Below are 17663 nucleotides of genomic sequence, written 5' to 3' on the forward strand. Positions count from 1 at the left end.
GCGCGCCTCGGTGGATCGGTTAAAGCCGATCATCGCCGCTGACGTGACGCGCGCCTATTCAGCCGAATGGCTAACGCGACGCGCGCAGCTTGGCCGGCACGAGCGCGCGCGCGGCCTCGGGCCGAAAGATTTTCACGGTGCGGATCGCTTGATCGTCGCTGCGCATCACCTCGAAATGCACGCCCGCGATCCGCACGGACACGTCGCCGTCCGGAATCTCTTCCAGCGTTTCGAGGATCAACCCGTTCAGCGTTTTCGGCCCGTCGGTCGGCAGCGTCAGATGCAGCCAGCGGTTCAGTTCGCGCAACGGCATGCTGCCCGCGACGATGCACTCGCCGTCGTCGTTCCAGCCGCCGCGCGAGGCCGTGCCGCGCGGAATGGTCGTCGTGAACTCGCCGATCAGTTCCTCGATGATGTCTTCCGGCGTGACCAGTCCCTGCAGTTCGCCGTATTCGTCCACGACGATCGCGATGCGATGACGGCTTTCCTGGAAAAACTGAAGCTGCTGGAACACCGGCGTGCCGGCCGGCACGAAGTACGGTTCGGCGAGCAGTTCGCGCAATGTTTCGCGCTCAAGTTCCTGGTTATGCAGCGCCGAAAGCGTTTTGCGCACGTGCAGCACGCCCATCACGCGGTCGATATCGCCTTGATATACAACGAGTTTGTTGTGATAACAGGTTTCGAGCTGATGCATGATCTGGTCGAACGGCGCATCGAAGTCGAGCGCCTCGATCCGGCGGCGCGGAATCATCACGTCGTCCACCGTGATGTTTTCGAGATCGAACAGATTCAGCAGAATGCTGCGGTGTTTAGTCGGCATGAAGCTGCCGGATTCGAGCACGACGGTGCGCAGTTCCTCGGTCGAAAGCCGCTGGTCGCGTCCGCCCTTGGTATTGATTTGCAGCAGCGACAGCACGCCGTTCGCGAAAAGATTCACGAACCACACGACCGGCCGCAACAGGCGCATCAACGGCGCGAGGATCAGGCTGGCCGGGAGCGCGACCTTTTCCGGAAACGTCGCCCCGACGATCTTCGGCGCGATTTCCGCGAACACGATAATCAGGAACGCGACGATCCCGGTCGCGATCGACAGCACCAGATTGTTATGCCCGAAGGTGCGTAGCGCGATCGACGTGGTGAGAACGGGGATGATCGTGTTGATCAGATTGTTGCCAATCAGGATCACGCTCAGCAGCTGATCCGTTTTGCCGAGCAGGCCTTGCGTAACGCGCGCGCGGAGCGACCCCTGATTGGCGAGGTGTTTCAGACGATGGCGATTGAGCGCCATCATCGACGTTTCGGAGATGGAGAAAAAACCGGAAAGAATCAGCAGCAGAAAAATGGCGCAAATTTGCGCCCATAAGGGAAGGTGGTCCACGCGACGATTCGGGAAGGGGAGAGGGATTGGAGATGACTATAGCAGAGGCGGCCGGGCGCGCTTCGCCTGAGCCTGGACGTTGGCCGAATGGCCGATGCCACGGACGGTTTAGCGGAAGGCCGATGTGCAACGCAAATAGCAAATGGCGAGCCGAAAACAAAAAGCCGCACAGCGAACTGTGCGGCTTTTCGATTAATTTTGGTCGGGGTGAGAGGATTCGAACCTCCGGCCTCTACGTCCCGAACGTAGCGCTCTACCAGGCTAAGCTACACCCCGAATTTCCCGATCAACACGGCTTTTTGAGTTTTTATGTTACTAACTCTGCCGTGCCGTCGAGTAAGAACATAATTCTAGCAGGCTTTCTTTGTAAATGGAATCAGGAAACGAAGAAATTGCGTTGGCCGCCGCTTCTGCTTCCTGACGAGCACATTCCAGCGTGTGATCGAGCGCGCCGGAGTGCGTAATCGCTTCGAAAATGGTCTCGAAACGGTCCGTCCCGCCTTGCTCGATTGCCTCGCGCGCGAGCGCCGCCTGTTCCGGTGTGCCGTGTTCCATCAAATAGATCAGCGGCAGCGTCGGCTTGCCTTCTCGCAAATCGTCGCCGGCGTTCTTGCCCATCGATTCCGCCGTGCCTGTGTAGTCGAGCCAGTCGTCCATGATCTGGAACGCCGTGCCGATGCGCCGGCCGAACTCCGCGGCCGCCGCTTCCGTCTTGGCGTCCGAGCCGGACAGCACCGCGCCGAGTTGCGCGGCCGCTTCGAACAGCTTCGCCGTCTTGTAGCGGATCACCTGCATGTAACGCGCTTCGTCGACGTCGGGATCGTGCATGTTCAGCAACTGCAGCACTTCGCCCTCGGAAATCACGTTGGTCGCAACCGACAGGATTTCCATCACGCGCATCTTGCCCACGCCGACCATCATCTCGAACGAGCGCGAATACAAAAAGTCGCCGACCAGCACGCTCGCCGCGTTGCCGAACAGCGCGTTCGCGGTCTTGCGGCCACGGCGCAAATCGGACTCATCGACGACATCGTCGTGCAGCAACGTCGCCGTATGGATGAACTCGACGACAGCCGCCAGTTCGTGCCGATGCCCGGTCGTGTCGCCGAGCGCGCCCGAGACGAGCAGCAGCAGCGCGGGCCGCAGGCGCTTGCCGCCCGCGCCGATGATGTACTCCGAAATCTGATTGATCAGCATCACTTCGGATGCCAGGCGCTGCCGAATGACGCGATTGACCTGCTGCATGTCCTCGGCGATCGGGGCGAGCAGGGTGGCGGCGTTGGGAGATGAAGTGGCAGTGGACGACATGATCGGCAATTAGGGTAATGCCGCGAATTATAAGGCGAATCGGCGTTTCGACGGATGTCCGGAAGGCGCTGCAATGGATGCGGAGCGAAAATGACCGCTAAATAAGTACAGGAAGACTGCGATTTTCATCATGACGGCGACTGGATGCCAACCGACGCCGGAAGGCTGGCCGCCAAGCGTCGACGGCTTTTGACGAAGAGCCTAACTCTATGTATAATCACGCGTTTTCGCGCACGGTGTGCGGAAAAATGAATTCAGAGTGAGGTTCTCAATGTACGCGGTCATAAAAACCGGTGGCAAGCAGTATAAAGTTGCTGTCGGCGAAAAATTGAAAGTAGAACAGATACCGGCAGACATTGACGCTGAAATCACGCTCGACCAGGTTCTCGCAGTAGGCGAAGGTGAATCGATTAAGTTCGGTGCGCCGCTGGTCAGTGGGGCTTCCGTCAAGGCTACCGTCGTGTCCCAGGGTCGTCATAAGAAGGTTACGATCTTCAAGATGCGTCGCCGGAAGCACTACCAAAAGCACGCTGGCCATCGCCAGAACTATACCGAACTGCGCATCGACGCGATCAACGCGTAAGCGGCGACGAAGCGTAACGGTCAAGGAGTAATCACATGGCACACAAAAAAGCAGGCGGGTCTTCCCGCAATGGCCGCGACTCAGAATCCAAGCGCCTCGGCGTGAAGGTTTACGGCGGCCAGGCAATCAACGCAGGCGGCATCATCGTTCGCCAGCGCGGCACGCGTATGCACCCGGGCGACAACGTCGGTATCGGCAAGGATCACACCTTGTTCGCGCTGACGGACGGCCACGTCACGTTCACGACGAAGGGCGCAGCCAAGAAGCATCTGGTCAACGTCGTCCCGGCAGCCTAAGTAATACGGGCACGGGCTTCAGGACCGACAAAGGCCCCGCGAAGTTCGCGGGGCCTTTTTTATTGGTTTTATCGTTTATCGATGACCGGCACTCGCGGGTCACGGCGAAATAGAATGTCGGCTGGAGTTGGCGCTTCAGCGCCTTACTCCGGCCCCACACAGTGCGGCTCGAGTCGGCGCTTCAGCGCTTACTCCGGCCCCACACACAGTGCGGCTGGAGTAAGCGCTTCTCATCGCGCCCACTTTCGTTGCACAGCTTGAAACACGGGACGGAGCAACTCATGAAGTTCATTGACGAAGCGAGAATTGAAGTCATCGCCGGCGACGGAGGCGATGGCAGCGCGTCGATGCGCCGCGAGAAATTCGTCCCGTTCGGCGGGCCGGACGGCGGCGATGGCGGCCGAGGCGGCAGCGTGTACGCGGTCGCGGATCGCAACATCAACACGCTAATCGACTACCGGTACGCGAAAAAACACCAGGCGCGTAACGGCGAAAACGGCCGTGGCGCGGATTGCTACGGCAAAGGCGGCGACGACATCACGTTGCGCATGCCGGTCGGCACGGTCGTCGCGGATATGGAGACGGGCGAACTGATCGCCGATTTGACCGAGCACAATCAGGAAGTGCTGATTGCGAACGGCGGCGCGGGCGGCCTTGGCAACCTGCACTTCAAGTCGAGCACGAATCGCGCGCCGCGCCAGAAAACCGAAGGCAAGCCCGGCGAACGGCGGATGCTGCGCCTCGAACTGAAAGTCCTCGCCGATGTCGGTCTCCTCGGCATGCCGAACGCGGGTAAATCGACGTTCATTTCGTCGGTGTCCAACGCACGCCCGAAAATCGCCGATTACCCGTTCACCACGCTCGCGCCGAATCTCGGCGTGGTGCGCGTCGGGCCGAGCAAGAGCTTCGTGATCGCGGATATTCCCGGGTTGATCGAAGGTGCGGCGGAAGGCGCGGGTCTCGGCCATCGTTTCCTGCGGCATTTGCAGCGTACGGGCGTGCTGCTGCATCTCGTCGATCTGGCGCCGTTCGACGAAAACGTCGATCCGGTCGCGGAAGCGAAAGCGATCGTGAACGAACTGCGCAAATACGATGAAGCGCTGTACGAGAAGCCGCGCTGGCTCGTGTTGAACAAGCTCGACATGGTGCCGGACGACGAGCGCGAAGCCCGCGTCGACGACTTCCTGAAGCGTTACGAATGGGACGGTCCCGTGTTTGAAATTTCGGCGCTGACGGGACAAGGCTGCGAAGCGCTGACCTACGCGATCTTCGACTACATCTCGCAAAATTCCGACGCCTCGCGCGCGGCCGAAGCGGAAGATCACGCCGCCGATGTTCGTTTCCGCGACGAATCGACGGCAGCACAGACGGCAGCGCCCGCCGCGCCCCAGGCCGAGCAGGACGACGAAGAATAAGGAGATTGCGCACGATGCGTTCTGTGATCGCGGCTTCAAAGCGACTGGTAGTAAAGGTGGGTTCGAGCCTCGTCACGAACGACGGGCGCGGGCTCGATCATGCGGCCATCGCGCGCTGGGCGTCGCAGATCGCGGCGTTGCGCGAGCAGGGCAAGGAAGTCGTGTTGGTCAGTTCCGGCGCGATCGCGGAAGGCATTCACAGGCTCGGGTGGACCAAGCGTCCGCGTGAAATCGACGAATTGCAGGCGGCCGCGGCCGTGGGTCAAATGGGACTCGCTCAGGTCTACGAGAGCAGTTTCAGCGTCCACGGTATCCGTACCGCGCAGATTCTTCTAACGCATGCCGATTTGGCGGATCGCGAGCGCTACCTGAACGCGCGCTCCACGCTGCTCACGCTGTTGCGTCTCGGCGCGGTGCCGATCATCAACGAGAACGACACGGTCATCACCGACGAAATCAAGTTCGGCGATAACGACACGCTCGGCGCGCTGGTGGCGAATTTGATCGAAGGCGACGCGCTGATTATCCTCACCGATCAACGCGGTCTTTTCACCGCCGATCCGCGCAAGGATCCGACGGCCACGCTCGTCGAGCAGGCCGACGCGGGCACGCCCGAACTCGAAGCGATGGCCGGCGGCGCGGGATCGAGTCTCGGGCGCGGCGGCATGCTCACCAAGATTCTCGCGGCGAAGCGCGCGGCGCATAGCGGCGCGAATACGGTTATCGCGAGCGGCCGGGAATCGGATGTGTTGACGCGCCTCGCGTCGGGCGAAATGATCGGCACGCAACTCGTGGCGCGCACGGCGCGGATCGCGGCGCGGAAGCAGTGGATGGCGGATCACTTGCAGGTGCGCGGGCATGTCGTGATCGACGATGGTGCAGCTGAAAAGCTGACCGAGGGCGGGAAAAGTTTGCTGCCGATCGGCGTCGTGGAAGTGCAGGGCGCGTTCGCGCGCGGCGAGGTGATCGCGTGCGTGAATCAGCGCGGCGTGGCGGTGGCGCGCGGCATCACGAATTACAGCAGCGCGGAGGCTCGGTTGATTCATCGGAAACCGAGCGGCGAGATCGAATCCGTGCTCGGCTACATGCTGGAACCGGAGCTGATCCATCGCGACAATCTGGTATTGGTTTAATGAAAAACGCCAGCTTTGAAAAGCCGGCGTTTTTTATTGCGCAGATGAATCGCTCACACGTTTATCGATACTGCGAAACCGCCGTGCGCTTGTATTGGATGTTGTCGAGAATCTGCTTGGACGATCCGGTCGGCAGCTTGTTGGCGCAGAAGTAATCCTGATAAAGCGCGGCCTGATAGGCGTTCAGTTCGCCGTTCTCGATCCGGCGGAAGTCGTTTTCAACCGTGCGATCCCACGCGGTCTGATCTTCGTTGATGCTCGCGTAACGACGCCATTCGTAGTTGTCGCAGCGGATGCCTTCGTAGTTCACGTTACGCGCGCCCGCCGGGCTTGTGATGACCACCGAGTAGCGCACAACGCCGTCCGTGCCGACGGCGAGCGAATTACGGTCGATGGAAAACGTAAGCGGCGTATTTTGCGAAACGTTGAACGGGAGCAGATTCGACGCTTGCGGCAGCGGCGGCAACGTATCGACCTTGTTTTCGGTCCAGTTGGGCGTGCGGTCGAGCAGGTAGGCAAAAGCGCTGTCGTCCTTATTCGACGGCGTTTTGTCGCTCGAACAACCGGCGAGCACGGCAAGTGCTGCCGCGGATGCCGCAATTAATGCAATGGCTTTCAATTGGGTTTTCCTGGGAATGTCCGCGACGCGAGGCGCCACGGAAAAAGCGGGGCACGATGCCGTACCGCCGCCTTGAACGTGCCGCGTGCCGCCCGCTAGTCGCGTAGCGGCCTTGGCGAAAAGATATGCACCTCTTCGCTGATCGAGCATTCTGCCTGAACCGCGGTGCCATCCGCAGAAATGACAGGTGCTTCGATCGTCAGCGTCTGGATCAGACGCGGATACCGCGCGCCGTGATGCAAGACGCGCTCGATCCGTTCGCTCTTTGCGACAGTACGCCGCAGAAAGCGCGACAACTCGGTGAGCGCCAGTTGATAAACGTCCCGCTTGAACTCGATCACCGCGTCGAGCGGGACCCAATACTCGTTCCAGCGCCAGGCATCGAATTCCGGATGGTCCGTCGCACGCAAACAAATGTCACAGTCACGGCCTACCATGCGTAGCAGAAACCAGATCTGTTTCTGGCCCCGATAATGGCCGCGAACTTCGCGCTTGATGAACTTGTCCGGCACCTCATAACGCAGCCAGTCGCGAGTGCGCCCCACGACCTTGACATGCTCAGGCAACAAGCCGGTTTCTTCGTGTAACTCCCGATACATCGCTTGCACAGGGGTCTCGCCATACTTGATCCCCCCTTGCGGAAACTGCCAGGAATGTTCACGCAGCCGCTTGCCCCAAAACACCTCGTTGCGCGCGTTCAAGAGGATGATGCCGACGTTCGGGCGAAAGCCTTCACGATCCAGCATACAACCACCTTCGAATCCTTTAAAATTGCTTTGATTATAAACAGATAACGGGCCTAGCGCACCGGCACGAACCCGAATTTGGGCACGCCTTTCGCGCAGCAAACTCGCTGGCGGCAAATTCTTCTCGCCACGGGCGGTCCCGTATTTCACCCGTTCTGCACGTTTGGGCGGCGCATCGAGATGATCGAACCGCGCCCGGCGCGCTCCCGCTTTTGGAAAATTTCTGAATGAAAGCATCCCGTTTCTTCATCGGCACACTGAAAGAAGCCCCGGCCGACGCCGAAATCGTCAGCCATAAATTGATGATCCGCGCGGGCATGATTCGTCGCGTGGCGGGCGGTATCTACGATTATTTGCCGATTGGCCTGCGCTCCATTCGCAAGGTCGAAGCCATCGTTCGTGAAGAGATGAACCGCGCCGGCGCACTCGAAATGCTGATGCCGGCCGTGCAGCCGGCCGAGTTGTGGCAGGAATCGGGGCGCTGGGAACAATACGGGCCGGAACTGCTGCGCATGAAGGACCGCCACGATCGCGAATTCGTCGTCGGGCCGACGCACGAGGAAGTCGTGACGGATATCGCGCGTCGCGATATCAAGAGTTATCGTCAGTTGCCGGTCAATTTCTACCAGATCCAGACGAAGTTTCGCGACGAAATCCGCCCGCGTTTCGGCGTGATGCGCGGCCGCGAATTCATCATGAAGGATGCGTATTCGTTCGATCGCGACACGGCCGGTCTCGCCGAGTCGTATCGCAAGATGTTCGACGCCTACGTGCGCATTTTCTCGCGCATCGGCCTCGAGTTCCGCGCGGTGGCGGCGGATAACGGCTCGATCGGCGGTAGCGGTTCGCACGAATTTCACGTGATCGCCGACACCGGCGAGGACGCGATCGCGTATTGCCCGACTTCCGACTACGCGGCGAACGTTGAAGCCGCCGACGCGCTTCCGCTCAACCCGACGCGCGCCGCGCCCGCCGAAGAGATGAAGAAAACGGCGACGCCGGGCCGCGCGAAGTGCGAAGCGGTTGCGGAACTGTTGAGCATTCCGCTCGAACGCACCATCAAGTCGATCGTGCTCGCGACCGACAACGAAGGCGCCGAGCCGACCATCTGGCTGTTGTTGCTGCGCGGCGATCATTCGCTGAACGACATCAAGGCCGGCAAACTGCCGGGCCTGAAGGGCTTCCGGTTCGCGAGCGAAGCCGAGATTGTCGATTCATTCGGCACGCCGCCGGGCTACCTCGGTCCGATCGGCACGAAGAAACCGGTGAAGGTGATCGCGGATCGCACGGTCGCGAACATGAGCGACTTCGTGGTCGGCGCGAACGAGGTGGATTTCCACATCGCGGGCGTGAACTGGGGCCGCGATCTGCCGGAACCGGACGTCGCGGACATCCGCAACGTGGTCGCGGGCGATCCGTCGCCGGACGGCCAGGGCGTGCTCGAATTCTGCCGCGGGATCGAAGTCGGCCACGTATTCCAGTTGGGCACGAAGTACTCGCAGTCGATGAACGCCACGTTCCTCGACGAAAACGGCAAGCCGGCGCAGATGCAGATGGGCTGCTACGGCATCGGCATCACGCGCATTCTGGGCGCGGCGATCGAACAGAATTTCGACGACAAGGGCATCATCTGGCCCGAGGCGATCGCGCCGTTCGAAGTCGTGCTGTGTCCGATGGGCTACGACCGCAGCGACGCCGTGCGCGAGCAGGCCGACAAGCTGTATGCGTCGCTCGTGGAAGCGGGTATCGACGTGATTCTGGACGATCGCGGCGAGCGTCCGGGCGTGATGTTCGCGGATTGGGAACTGATCGGCGTGCCGCATCGGCTCGTGATCGGCGATCGCGGCCTGAAGGAAGGCAAGCTCGAATATCAGGGCCGCCGCGATACCGAAGCCACGCTGCTGCCGGTGGACGATGCCGCCAGCGCCGTGATCGAGAAGGTTCGCGCGGCGCTCGCCAAGTAACAAAAACGCAATGGAATACAACTTCCTGTCGGCGACGATCCTGCTGATCCTGATTACGGATCCGCTCGGCAACATTCCGATCTTCATCAACGCCTTGCGCGGGGTGGCGGCGGAACGGCGGCGGATCGTGATTCTGCGGGAAGTGGCGATCGCGTTCGGCATCCTGTTGCTGTTCATGCTGACGGGCGATCGCTTTCTTCGCGCGATGAGTCTCACCGATTTATCGTTGCGGCTCGGCGGCGGGATCGTGTTGTTCCTGATCGCCCTGCGGATGATTTTTCCGCATCCGGACGGTCCGATGGGCGGCGACTCGCGCGGCGGCGAGCCGCTGATCGTGCCGCTTGCCATTCCGGCGCTCGCGGGTCCGTCGGCACTCGCGACGGTGATGCTGCTGACGTCGCAGGCACCGGGCAAAATGCTGGAGTGGATCGGCGCGTTGACGGTGACGATGGTCGTCTGCGCGGTCGTCTTAGTGCTGGCCGAGAAGATCCAGCACTTTCTCGGCGAACGCGCGGTCACGGCGTTCGAGCGTCTGATGGGACTGGTGCTGGTCGCGATCTCGGTGGAAATGATTCTGACCGGGATACGAACCTTCGTGCATCAACTGTAAAGAGCGAAAAAAAAGCGGCCGAGGCCGCTTTTTTTATTCCTCCGAGCCCGTCACGCGCCTTCGGTCAATGCGCGGATCGACGGCAGATTGCGCCAGTAACCGCGTGCGTCCATGCCGCAGCCGAACACGTAGCGGTCCGGCACCTGGAAGCCGCAGAAATCCGGATGCAGCGGTTTCGCCTTCGGGATCAGCTTTTCACACAGCACCGCCGACAGGAAATGCTTCGCGCCCATCGCCATGATGCGGTCGCGGATGGCGGCCATCGTCTCGCCTTCGTCGAGGATATCGTCGAGCACGAGCACCACGCGATCCTTCACCGACTCCGCCGGCGCCACGCGCCACTGCATCTCGTGGCCGCCCTGCGTGGTGTTCCGGTAGCGCGTCAGGTGGATGTAGTCGAATTCCAGCGGGAAATCGAGGTGCGGCAGCAGCATGCCTGTGAACACGGCGGCGCCGCCCATCACCGAGAGCACGAGCGGGAAGTCGTCGCCCGTCGCGTCCTTGATGGCGCTTGCCATGCCCGCAATGGATGAATTGACTTCATCGGCCGAGACGATTTCTTCGGAGTGGCTGAAAATGTGGAGAGCTTCTTCGCGATTCATAAGGGAAAGCGGCGGGGGACTGATTACCTAGTGTGGGAAAAAACGGCGGCGAGCGCCATATGATAAACCCGCGTGTCGCCGACAAAGACCAGCGCCGCGCGGGTTCTTGCGCGCTGAACGATTTAGCGCATGCCGGGCATCATGCCCTTCATGCCGCGCATCATTTTTTGCAGATTGCCGCCTTTCAGCTTCTTCATCATGCCGCGCATCTGCTCGTACTGATTGAGCATGCGGTTCACTTCCTGCACATGCACGCCCGCACCCGCGGCGATCCGGCGTTTGCGCGCCGCCTTGATGAGTTCGGGCTTCGCGCGCTCCTTGAGCGTCATCGAATTGATGATGCCTTCCATGCGGCGCATCTGCTTTTCGGCGACGCCCATGTCCGCGCCCTGCGCGGCCTGCTGAAACTGCGCGGGCAGCTTGTCCATCAGCGACGAGAGGCCGCCCATGTTCTTCATCTGCGAAAGCTGGGCGCGGAAATCGTTGAGATCGAAGTCGCCGCCTTTCTTGACCTTGTCGGCGAGTTTCTGCGCGGCTTGCGTATCGACGCCTTTCTGCGCTTCCTCGACGAGCGCGAGAATGTCGCCCATGCCGAGGATCCGGTTCGCCATCCGGTCCGGGTGGAACACTTCCAGCCCGTCGAGCTTTTCGGCCACGCCGACGAACTTGATCGGTTTTCCCGTGACATGGCGGACAGACAGCGCCGCGCCGCCGCGCGAATCGCCGTCGAGCTTGGTGAGCACGACGCCGGTCAGCGGCAGCGCGTCGTTGAACGCCTTGGCCGTGTTGACCGCGTCCTGCCCGAGCATCGCATCGACGACGAACAGCGTTTCCGCCGGTTTCAAGAGCGCGTGGAGTTCGCTGATCTCGTTCATCATCGCTTCGTCGATACCGAGACGGCCGGCCGTATCGACGATCAGCACGTCATGGTAATGACGCTTCGCCCAGTCGACGGCCGCGCGCGCGATATCCGCCGGTTTCTGGTTCGGCTCCGACGGGAAGAAATCCGCGCCGACCTGTTCGGTCACCGTTTTCAACTGCGCAATGGCGGCCGGGCGGTAGACGTCGACGGAGACGGTCAGGACTTTTTTCTTGTGCTTCTCGCGCAGCAACTTCGCAAGTTTGCCCGACGTGGTGGTTTTACCCGCGCCCTGGAGACCGGCCATCAGGATCACGGCGGGCGGCGTGACGGCGAGGTTCAGCTCGGACGCTTTGCCCTCGTAACTGCCGCCGATAATCGCGGTCAGCTCGCGCTGCACCACGCCGACCAGCGCCTGACCCGGCGACAGGCTGGAGATGACTTCTTCGCCGAGCGCCTTTTCCTTCACTTTCGCGATGAATTCGCGCACGACCGGCAGCGCGACGTCGGCCTCCAGCAAGGCGAGCCGCACTTCGCGGAGCATTTCCTGCGTGTTAGCCTCGGTAAGCCGGGCTTCGCCGCGCAGCGTCTTGACGACGCGCGCCATCCGTTGAGTGAGATTGTCGAGCATGGGGAGCGGTAGAAAGTGCGGCCTCGCCGTGGCGTCCGTCTGCTCCTTCGGTTGCCATTTCGGGCGGAAGGGGAAGACGTCGAGAGTCCGGGGCCTAGTGTAAACTTCGAACATGGATATTGTACTGTATGCCCTCACTGCGCTTCTCTACGGCGGACTTGCCGTAGCGGGATGGCGCGCGCATCGCCATGTCGGCGTGGAGCCCGCGCTCGCGGGAATGCCGGCGGGCACTCAGGCGCCGCTGCGTGCGTCGAACGCGTCGGGCATGAGCGGAATGGGGCGCGCGCTGCTGTTCGTGGCGCTGCTCGTGCATGGGCTTTTGCTGCACATGACCATCTTCCCGGCCGATGCGATGGTGTTCGGCTTCGCCTTCGCGCTGTCCGCGATGTTCTGGCTCGGCGCGGGCATCTATTGGATAGAAAGTTTTTTCTTTCCGCTCGACGGCTTGCGGCTGCTGGTTTTGCCGCTGGCTTGCGCGGCTTCGTTGATGCCGCTCGTGTTCGGCGGCGTGCGCGTGCTGCCGTATTCAGCCGCGCCGATGTTCAAGCTGCACTTCCTGATCGCGAATATTGCTTACGGTTTATTCGCGATCGCCGCGCTTCACGCCGTTCTGATGCTGGCTGTCGAAAAGCGCTTGCAGGGCATGCGGCGCTCGGCCGCGCGGCCAACGTCAAATAGCTGGCTGTCCGGCTGGCTCGATACGCTGCCGCCGCTGCTCACGCTCGAAAAACTGCTGTTTCGTCTGATCTCGGCGGGCTTCGTGCTGCTCACGCTGACGCTCGTGTCGGGCATCATGTTCAACGAACAACTCGTCGATCGCGCGATCAAGCTCGATCACAAAACCGTCTTCGCGATTCTCTCGTGGGTCATGTTCGGCGCGCTGCTCACCGCGCGCCGTGTTTCCGGCTGGCGCGGGCGCGCCGCGCTGCGCTGGGTGCTGGCTTCGTTCGTGGCGTTGCTGCTCGCGTATGTCGGCAGCCGCTTCGTGTTCGAAGTGCTGCTGCATCGCGCCGTCGTCTGACCGGATAAGCCTCTATATTAGTAAGATCATGCGACAACTCCTTCTTCTGATCCTTGTGTTCTTCGCGAGCCAATGGGTTTTCCGCAAGCTGCGCCGCGCCAGCGAGCGCGCGCAACACGCGGGCGGTCCGCAAGCGGGTGCGGGCCGGGGTCCGGCTCCGGGCGCGAATTCCACGCGTTCCGGGCGTTCCGCGAATTCCGCACCGCAGTTGCCCGATCCCCTGGTGCGTTGCGCCGAATGCGGCGTGCATACGCCGACGAGCGAATCCATCGTAGCGGCGGGCCATCGCTTCTGTTCCGCCGATCACGCGCGACGCCACGCCGCTCGACCGACGGGCCGCGACGCGCGGTGAGCGTGTCGGCGCATGCGGTAATCGGCGCGGACGGCTGGCTTCGCGATGCGACGAGATTGCCGTCGCCCAACGTCGAGCCGCGTCCCGGCGCGATCGAACCGACGCTGGTTGTCGTGCACAACATTTCGCTTCCGCCCGATCAGTTCGGCGGCAGCGCGATCGCCGAGTTCTTCCAGAATCGTCTCGATCACGACGCGCATCCGTACTACGCGCATCTGCGCGGCGTGCGCGTGTCGTCGCATTTCCTGATCCGCCGCGACGGCGAGATCGAGCAGTTCGTCTCGTGCAACGAGCGCGCGTGGCACGCGGGCGTGTCGAGTTTTCTCGGACGCGAAAACTGCAACGACTTTTCCGTCGGCATCGAGCTCGAAGGCAGCGATCATTGCCCGTTCGAAGCGGCGCAATACGCGGCGCTTTCGAGGCTCACCGGCGCGCTCGCGGCGCGCTATCCAATCGACGCAATCGCGGGCCATTCCGACATCGCGCCGGGTCGCAAGACCGATCCCGGCCCGCACTTCGACTGGCCGCGCATGCAACGCGAGACGCGTCTCGGCGCGCACTTCTTTCCCTATCTCGACCCACGCTGAACGGCCTTCAAGGTCTTTCTCACCGCGTCTCCCTGGCGGAAAGGCGCTAGCCCTTGCCGTGCTTCGGAACCGCAAAAGTCAACCTCCTGCTGAAAATAAATCTTTTTGAGACTAGGCGGAAGTTCACTATACTTGGTGCCCAGAGACGTACTTTCCACTACATCTTGTGTTGTGAAGGCGGCGCCCCGCTCCCAGAGCCGGCGCCGCAGGTTTTACGGGGTAGCACGAGGAAAGGCGGTTGCACGGCACGAAATCTCGATGAAAACCGTGCAAAACCGCCAGCAGCATCGCTAGCGACAAAGCTAGCAACAACGCCAGACGCAGCGTCAGCAATACCGCAAGCACGCAGCACCGAGCAAAGGCCACACCGTCGATGAAAGCCACCCATCGCAGAAAAGCGTCGGGCAAAAACGGCACGGCTCGGACGAAACACGTTTCTCCGGCCGACCGTTTTCAGTTTCCAGATGTCCGCACCGGTGACGCACCCGGCGCGAACTTGAGCCAACAAACCGCGGACGTTCCGCACCATCGAACACCAGGAGATTTGCACATGCAAACCACCGACAACTCCACGACTTCCTACGAGGGCGCATCCGTGCGTCCCGCCGGCGTAGCGGCGCAGCCGGGCGCACAGGCGCTCGCGCCGAACACGACCCTCGCCGACTACAAAATCATTCGCCGCAACGGAACCGTGGTGTCGTTCGAGCCGTCGAAAATCGCCATCGCCGTGACCAAGGCGTTCCTGGCGGTGAACGGCGGGCAGGGTGCAGCGTCCGCGCGCGTGCGCGAACTCGTCGAGCAACTGACGCAAAGCGTGGTCCGCGCGCTCGTGCGCAGCCGTCCGAACGGCGGCACGTTCCATATCGAAGACATTCAGGATCAAGTCGAACTCGCGCTGATGCGCGGCGGCGAGCACAACGTCGCGCGTGCTTACGTGCTGTATCGCGAGAAGCGCACGCAGGAACGCGCGCACGCGCCGGAAGTGCAGGCGAGTGCGCTAGGCATCAATGTGATCGACGGCGGCGTGTCGCATCCGCTCGACCTGAACGCGCTGAAGGCGCGCATCGTCGAGGCGTGCGCGAATCTGGGCGACGTGGTGAACGCCGACCCGATCGTCGCGGAAACGGTGAAGAACCTGTACGACGGCGTGCCGATGAGCCAGGTCTACGACTCGGCCATCCTCGCCGCCCGCACGATGATCGAGAAAGACCCGGCGTACAGCCAGGTCACCGCACGCATCCTGCTGCACACGATCCGCCGCGAGATTCTGGAAGAAGAAGTCACGCAAGCCGAAATGGCCGAGCGCTACGCGGAATACTTCCCGCAGTTCATCAAGCAGGGCGTGGAAGCGGAACTGCTCGACGAAAAGCTCCAGCAGTTCGACCTGAAGCGCCTCGGCGCGGCGCTCGACGCGAGCCGCGACCTGCAATTCGGCTATCTCGGCCTGCAGACGCTGTATGACCGCTACTTCCTGCACACGGAAGGCAAGCGCATCGAACTGCCGCAGGCGTTCTTCATGCGCGTCGCGATGGGTCTGTCGCTGAACGAAATCGACCGCGAAGCCCGCGCCATCGAGTTCTACAACGTGCTGTCGAGCTTCGACTTCATGTCGTCCACGCCGACGCTGTTCAACTCCGGTACGCGCCGTTCGCAATTGTCGTCGTGCTACCTGACGACGGTTGCCGACGATCTCGACGGCATCTACGAAGCGCTGAAGGAAAACGCGCTGCTGTCGAAGTTCGCGGGCGGCCTGGGCAACGACTGGACGCGCGTCCGTGCGCTCGGCTCGCACATCAAGGGCACGAACGGCAAGTCGCAAGGCGTCGTTCCGTTCCTGAAAGTGGTGAACGACACGGCGGTTGCGGTCAATCAGGGCGGCAAGCGCAAGGGCGCGGTCTGCGCGTACCTGGAAACGTGGCACCTGGATATCGAAGAATTCCTGGAACTGCGCAAGAACACGGGCGACGACCGTCGCCGCACGCACGACATGAACACGGCGAACTGGATTCCCGATCTGTTCATGAAGCGCGTGCACGAAGGCGGCGACTGGACGCTGTTCTCGCCGGCAACCTGCCCGGATCTGCACGACCTGTTCGGCGCGGAGTTCGAGCGCGCGTATGTCGGCTATGAAGAAAAGGTCGCGCGCGGCGAGATCAAGCTGTTCAAGAAGGTTCCGGCCGCGCAACTCTGGCGCAAGATGCTGGGCATGCTGTTCGAAACGGGCCATCCGTGGATCACGTTCAAGGACCCGTGCAACATCCGTTCGCCGCAGCAGCACGTGGGTGTCGTGCATTCGTCGAACCTGTGCACGGAAATCACGCTGAACACGAGCGACACGGAAATTGCGGTGTGCAACCTGGGTTCCGTGAACCTGGTCGCCCACTTGGCGAAGCAGGCCGACGGCACGCTGGCGCTCGATCACGACAAGTTGAAGCGCACCATCAGCGTCGCGATGCGCATGCTCGACAACGTGATCGACATCAATTACTACGCCGTGGCGAAGGCGCGTAACTCGAACCTGAAGCATCGTCCGGTCGGCATGGGCATCATGGGCTTCCAGGACTGCCTGCATCTGCTGCGCACGCCGTATGCATCCGATGAAGCGGTCAAGTTCGCCGATACGTCGATGGAAGCGGTCTGCTACTACGCTTACTACGCCTCGACCGAACTCGCGGAACAGCGCGGCCGTTATTCGAGCTATCGCGGTTCGCTGTGGGATCGCGGCATTCTCCCGCAAGATTCGCTGAAGTTGCTGGAAGAAGCGCGCGGCGGCTACGTGGAAGTGGACAAGAGCGAGTCGATGGACTGGACCGAGCTGCGTTCGCGGATCGCCACCTACGGCATGCGCAATTCGAACTGCGTGGCGATCGCGCCGACGGCAACCATTTCGAACATCATCGGCGTGTCGGCGTGTATCGAGCCGACTTACCAGAACCTGTACGTGAAGTCGAACCTCTCGGGCGAATTCACGGTGGTGAACGACTACCTGGTGCGTGATCTGAAGGCGCGCGGCCTGTGGGACGAAGTGATGGTGTCGGATCTGAAGTACTTCGACGGCACGCTTTCGCGCATCGACCGCATTCCGGCCGATCTGCGCGCGATCTACGCGACGGCGTTCGAACTCGACGCGAAGTGGATTGTGGAAGCGGCGTCGCGCCGCCAGAAGTGGATCGATCAGGCGCAGTCGCTGAACATCTACATGGGCGGCGCGTCGGGCAAGAAGCTCGACGAAATCTACAAGCTCGCCTGGCTGCGCGGCCTCAAGACGACGTACTACCTCCGCACGATGGCGGCGACGCACGTCGAGAAGTCGACCGTCGCGCACGGTCAGCTGAACTCGGTGCCGTCCGGCGATTCGGGCAGCGGTGCGGGTGGTGCGTCGGGTGCGGGCTTCGGCGGCGCGGGGATCGGCGGCGTGAGCGGTTCGTCGACGGGCGGTTTCAATGCGGCCGCAGCGGCGGCTCCGGCCATCGCGGCAGCGCCGGAAGCGGACGGTCCGGTGTGCATGATGCGTCCGGGCGATCCGGGCTTCGACGAGTGCGAGGCTTGCCAGTAAGCG

Annotated in this window: 16 protein-coding genes and 1 tRNA gene; 10 read left to right on the top strand and 7 right to left on the bottom strand. The window is 61.9% G+C overall.

The window, feature by feature from the left end; all coding sequences use genetic code 11:
* Positions 1–70 precede the first annotated feature (70 nt).
* From AC3D25_RS03400 to AC3D25_RS03410, 3 genes are all read right to left on the bottom strand, one after another.
* Positions 71–1378, bottom strand: coding sequence for an HlyC/CorC family transporter (locus AC3D25_RS03400; protein WP_488887078.1), 1308 nt, complete (start codon positions 1376–1378; stop codon positions 71–73).
* Between the two features lie 199 nt (positions 1379–1577).
* Positions 1578–1654 (bottom strand) — tRNA-Pro (locus tag AC3D25_RS03405).
* Between the two features lie 39 nt (positions 1655–1693).
* On the bottom strand, positions 1694–2686 hold the full coding sequence (locus AC3D25_RS03410) for a polyprenyl synthetase family protein (protein ID WP_488887079.1): 993 nt from the start codon (positions 2684–2686) through the stop codon (positions 1694–1696).
* 271 nt (positions 2687–2957) lie between these two features.
* Between AC3D25_RS03410 and rplU the strand changes: the two genes are divergently transcribed.
* The 4 genes from rplU to proB all read left to right on the top strand — a co-directional run bounded on the left by rplU (position 2958) and on the right by proB (position 6113).
* Positions 2958–3269, top strand: coding sequence for a 50S ribosomal protein L21 (rplU, locus tag AC3D25_RS03415; protein WP_035927503.1), 312 nt, complete (start codon positions 2958–2960; stop codon positions 3267–3269).
* A gap of 35 nt (positions 3270–3304) precedes the next feature.
* Positions 3305–3565 carry a 50S ribosomal protein L27 gene (rpmA, locus tag AC3D25_RS03420; RefSeq protein WP_056354760.1) on the top strand — a complete coding sequence of 87 codons (261 nt, stop codon included), beginning with the start codon at positions 3305–3307 and terminating at the stop codon, positions 3563–3565.
* 281 nt (positions 3566–3846) lie between these two features.
* Entirely contained in the window at positions 3847–4980 is a 1134-nt protein-coding gene (cgtA, locus tag AC3D25_RS03425) for an Obg family GTPase CgtA (RefSeq protein ID WP_488887080.1), read from the top strand.
* 14 nt (positions 4981–4994) lie between these two features.
* Positions 4995–6113 (top strand): glutamate 5-kinase, encoded by a 1119-nt coding sequence (proB, locus tag AC3D25_RS03430; protein ID WP_488887081.1) that lies wholly within the window; start codon positions 4995–4997, stop codon positions 6111–6113.
* Between the two features lie 61 nt (positions 6114–6174).
* On the opposite strand, the gene AC3D25_RS03435 is transcribed toward proB, so the two are convergent.
* A complete protein-coding gene (locus AC3D25_RS03435; protein WP_488887082.1) occupies positions 6175–6732 on the bottom strand; it encodes a CNP1-like family protein in 558 nt (185 codons plus the stop codon).
* A 95-nt stretch (positions 6733–6827) separates the two neighbouring features.
* Positions 6828–7478 carry an RNA pyrophosphohydrolase gene (locus AC3D25_RS03440; protein ID WP_488889577.1) on the bottom strand — a complete coding sequence of 217 codons (651 nt, stop codon included), beginning with the start codon at positions 7476–7478 and terminating at the stop codon, positions 6828–6830.
* Positions 7479–7705: 227 nt separating this feature from the next.
* Here AC3D25_RS03440 and AC3D25_RS03445 point away from each other — a divergent pair, with 227 nt between their 5' ends.
* Both AC3D25_RS03445 and AC3D25_RS03450 read left to right on the top strand, forming a co-directional pair.
* A complete protein-coding gene (locus AC3D25_RS03445) occupies positions 7706–9442 on the top strand; it encodes a proline--tRNA ligase (protein WP_488887083.1) in 1737 nt (578 codons plus the stop codon).
* Positions 9443–9452: 10 nt separating this feature from the next.
* Complete coding sequence (locus AC3D25_RS03450) at positions 9453–10052, top strand: MarC family protein (protein ID WP_488887084.1); 600 nt, start codon at positions 9453–9455, stop codon at positions 10050–10052.
* Between the two features lie 50 nt (positions 10053–10102).
* Here AC3D25_RS03450 and AC3D25_RS03455 read toward each other — a convergent pair whose 3' ends face one another.
* Together AC3D25_RS03455 and ffh are read right to left on the bottom strand one after the other, a co-directional pair.
* Entirely contained in the window at positions 10103–10654 is a 552-nt protein-coding gene (locus AC3D25_RS03455) for a hypoxanthine-guanine phosphoribosyltransferase (protein WP_488887085.1), read from the bottom strand.
* Between the two features lie 122 nt (positions 10655–10776).
* Positions 10777–12144: a signal recognition particle protein gene (ffh, locus tag AC3D25_RS03460; RefSeq protein WP_488887086.1), complete on the bottom strand. Its 1368-nt coding sequence runs from the start codon at positions 12142–12144 to the stop codon at positions 10777–10779.
* 112 nt (positions 12145–12256) lie between these two features.
* On the opposite strand from ffh, the gene AC3D25_RS03465 reads away from it, so the two are divergent.
* From AC3D25_RS03465 to AC3D25_RS03480, 4 genes are all read left to right on the top strand, one after another.
* Positions 12257–13165 carry a cytochrome C assembly family protein gene (locus tag AC3D25_RS03465; protein WP_488887087.1) on the top strand — a complete coding sequence of 303 codons (909 nt, stop codon included), beginning with the start codon at positions 12257–12259 and terminating at the stop codon, positions 13163–13165.
* Positions 13166–13193: 28 nt separating this feature from the next.
* The gene (locus tag AC3D25_RS03470; protein WP_488887088.1) at positions 13194–13517 is read left to right on the top strand and encodes a PP0621 family protein; all 324 of its coding nucleotides are present in this window, start codon (positions 13194–13196) and stop codon (positions 13515–13517) included.
* 2 nt (positions 13518–13519) lie between these two features.
* Positions 13520–14104, top strand: a complete 585-nt coding sequence (gene ampD / locus AC3D25_RS03475; protein ID WP_488889578.1) for a 1,6-anhydro-N-acetylmuramyl-L-alanine amidase AmpD — start codon at positions 13520–13522, stop codon at positions 14102–14104.
* A gap of 550 nt (positions 14105–14654) precedes the next feature.
* Positions 14655–17660, top strand: coding sequence for a ribonucleoside-diphosphate reductase subunit alpha (locus AC3D25_RS03480; RefSeq protein ID WP_488887089.1), 3006 nt, complete (start codon positions 14655–14657; stop codon positions 17658–17660).
* Positions 17661–17663 lie beyond the last annotated feature (3 nt).

The sequence above is a fragment of the Caballeronia sp. SL1002 genome, from assembly GCF_057814995.1.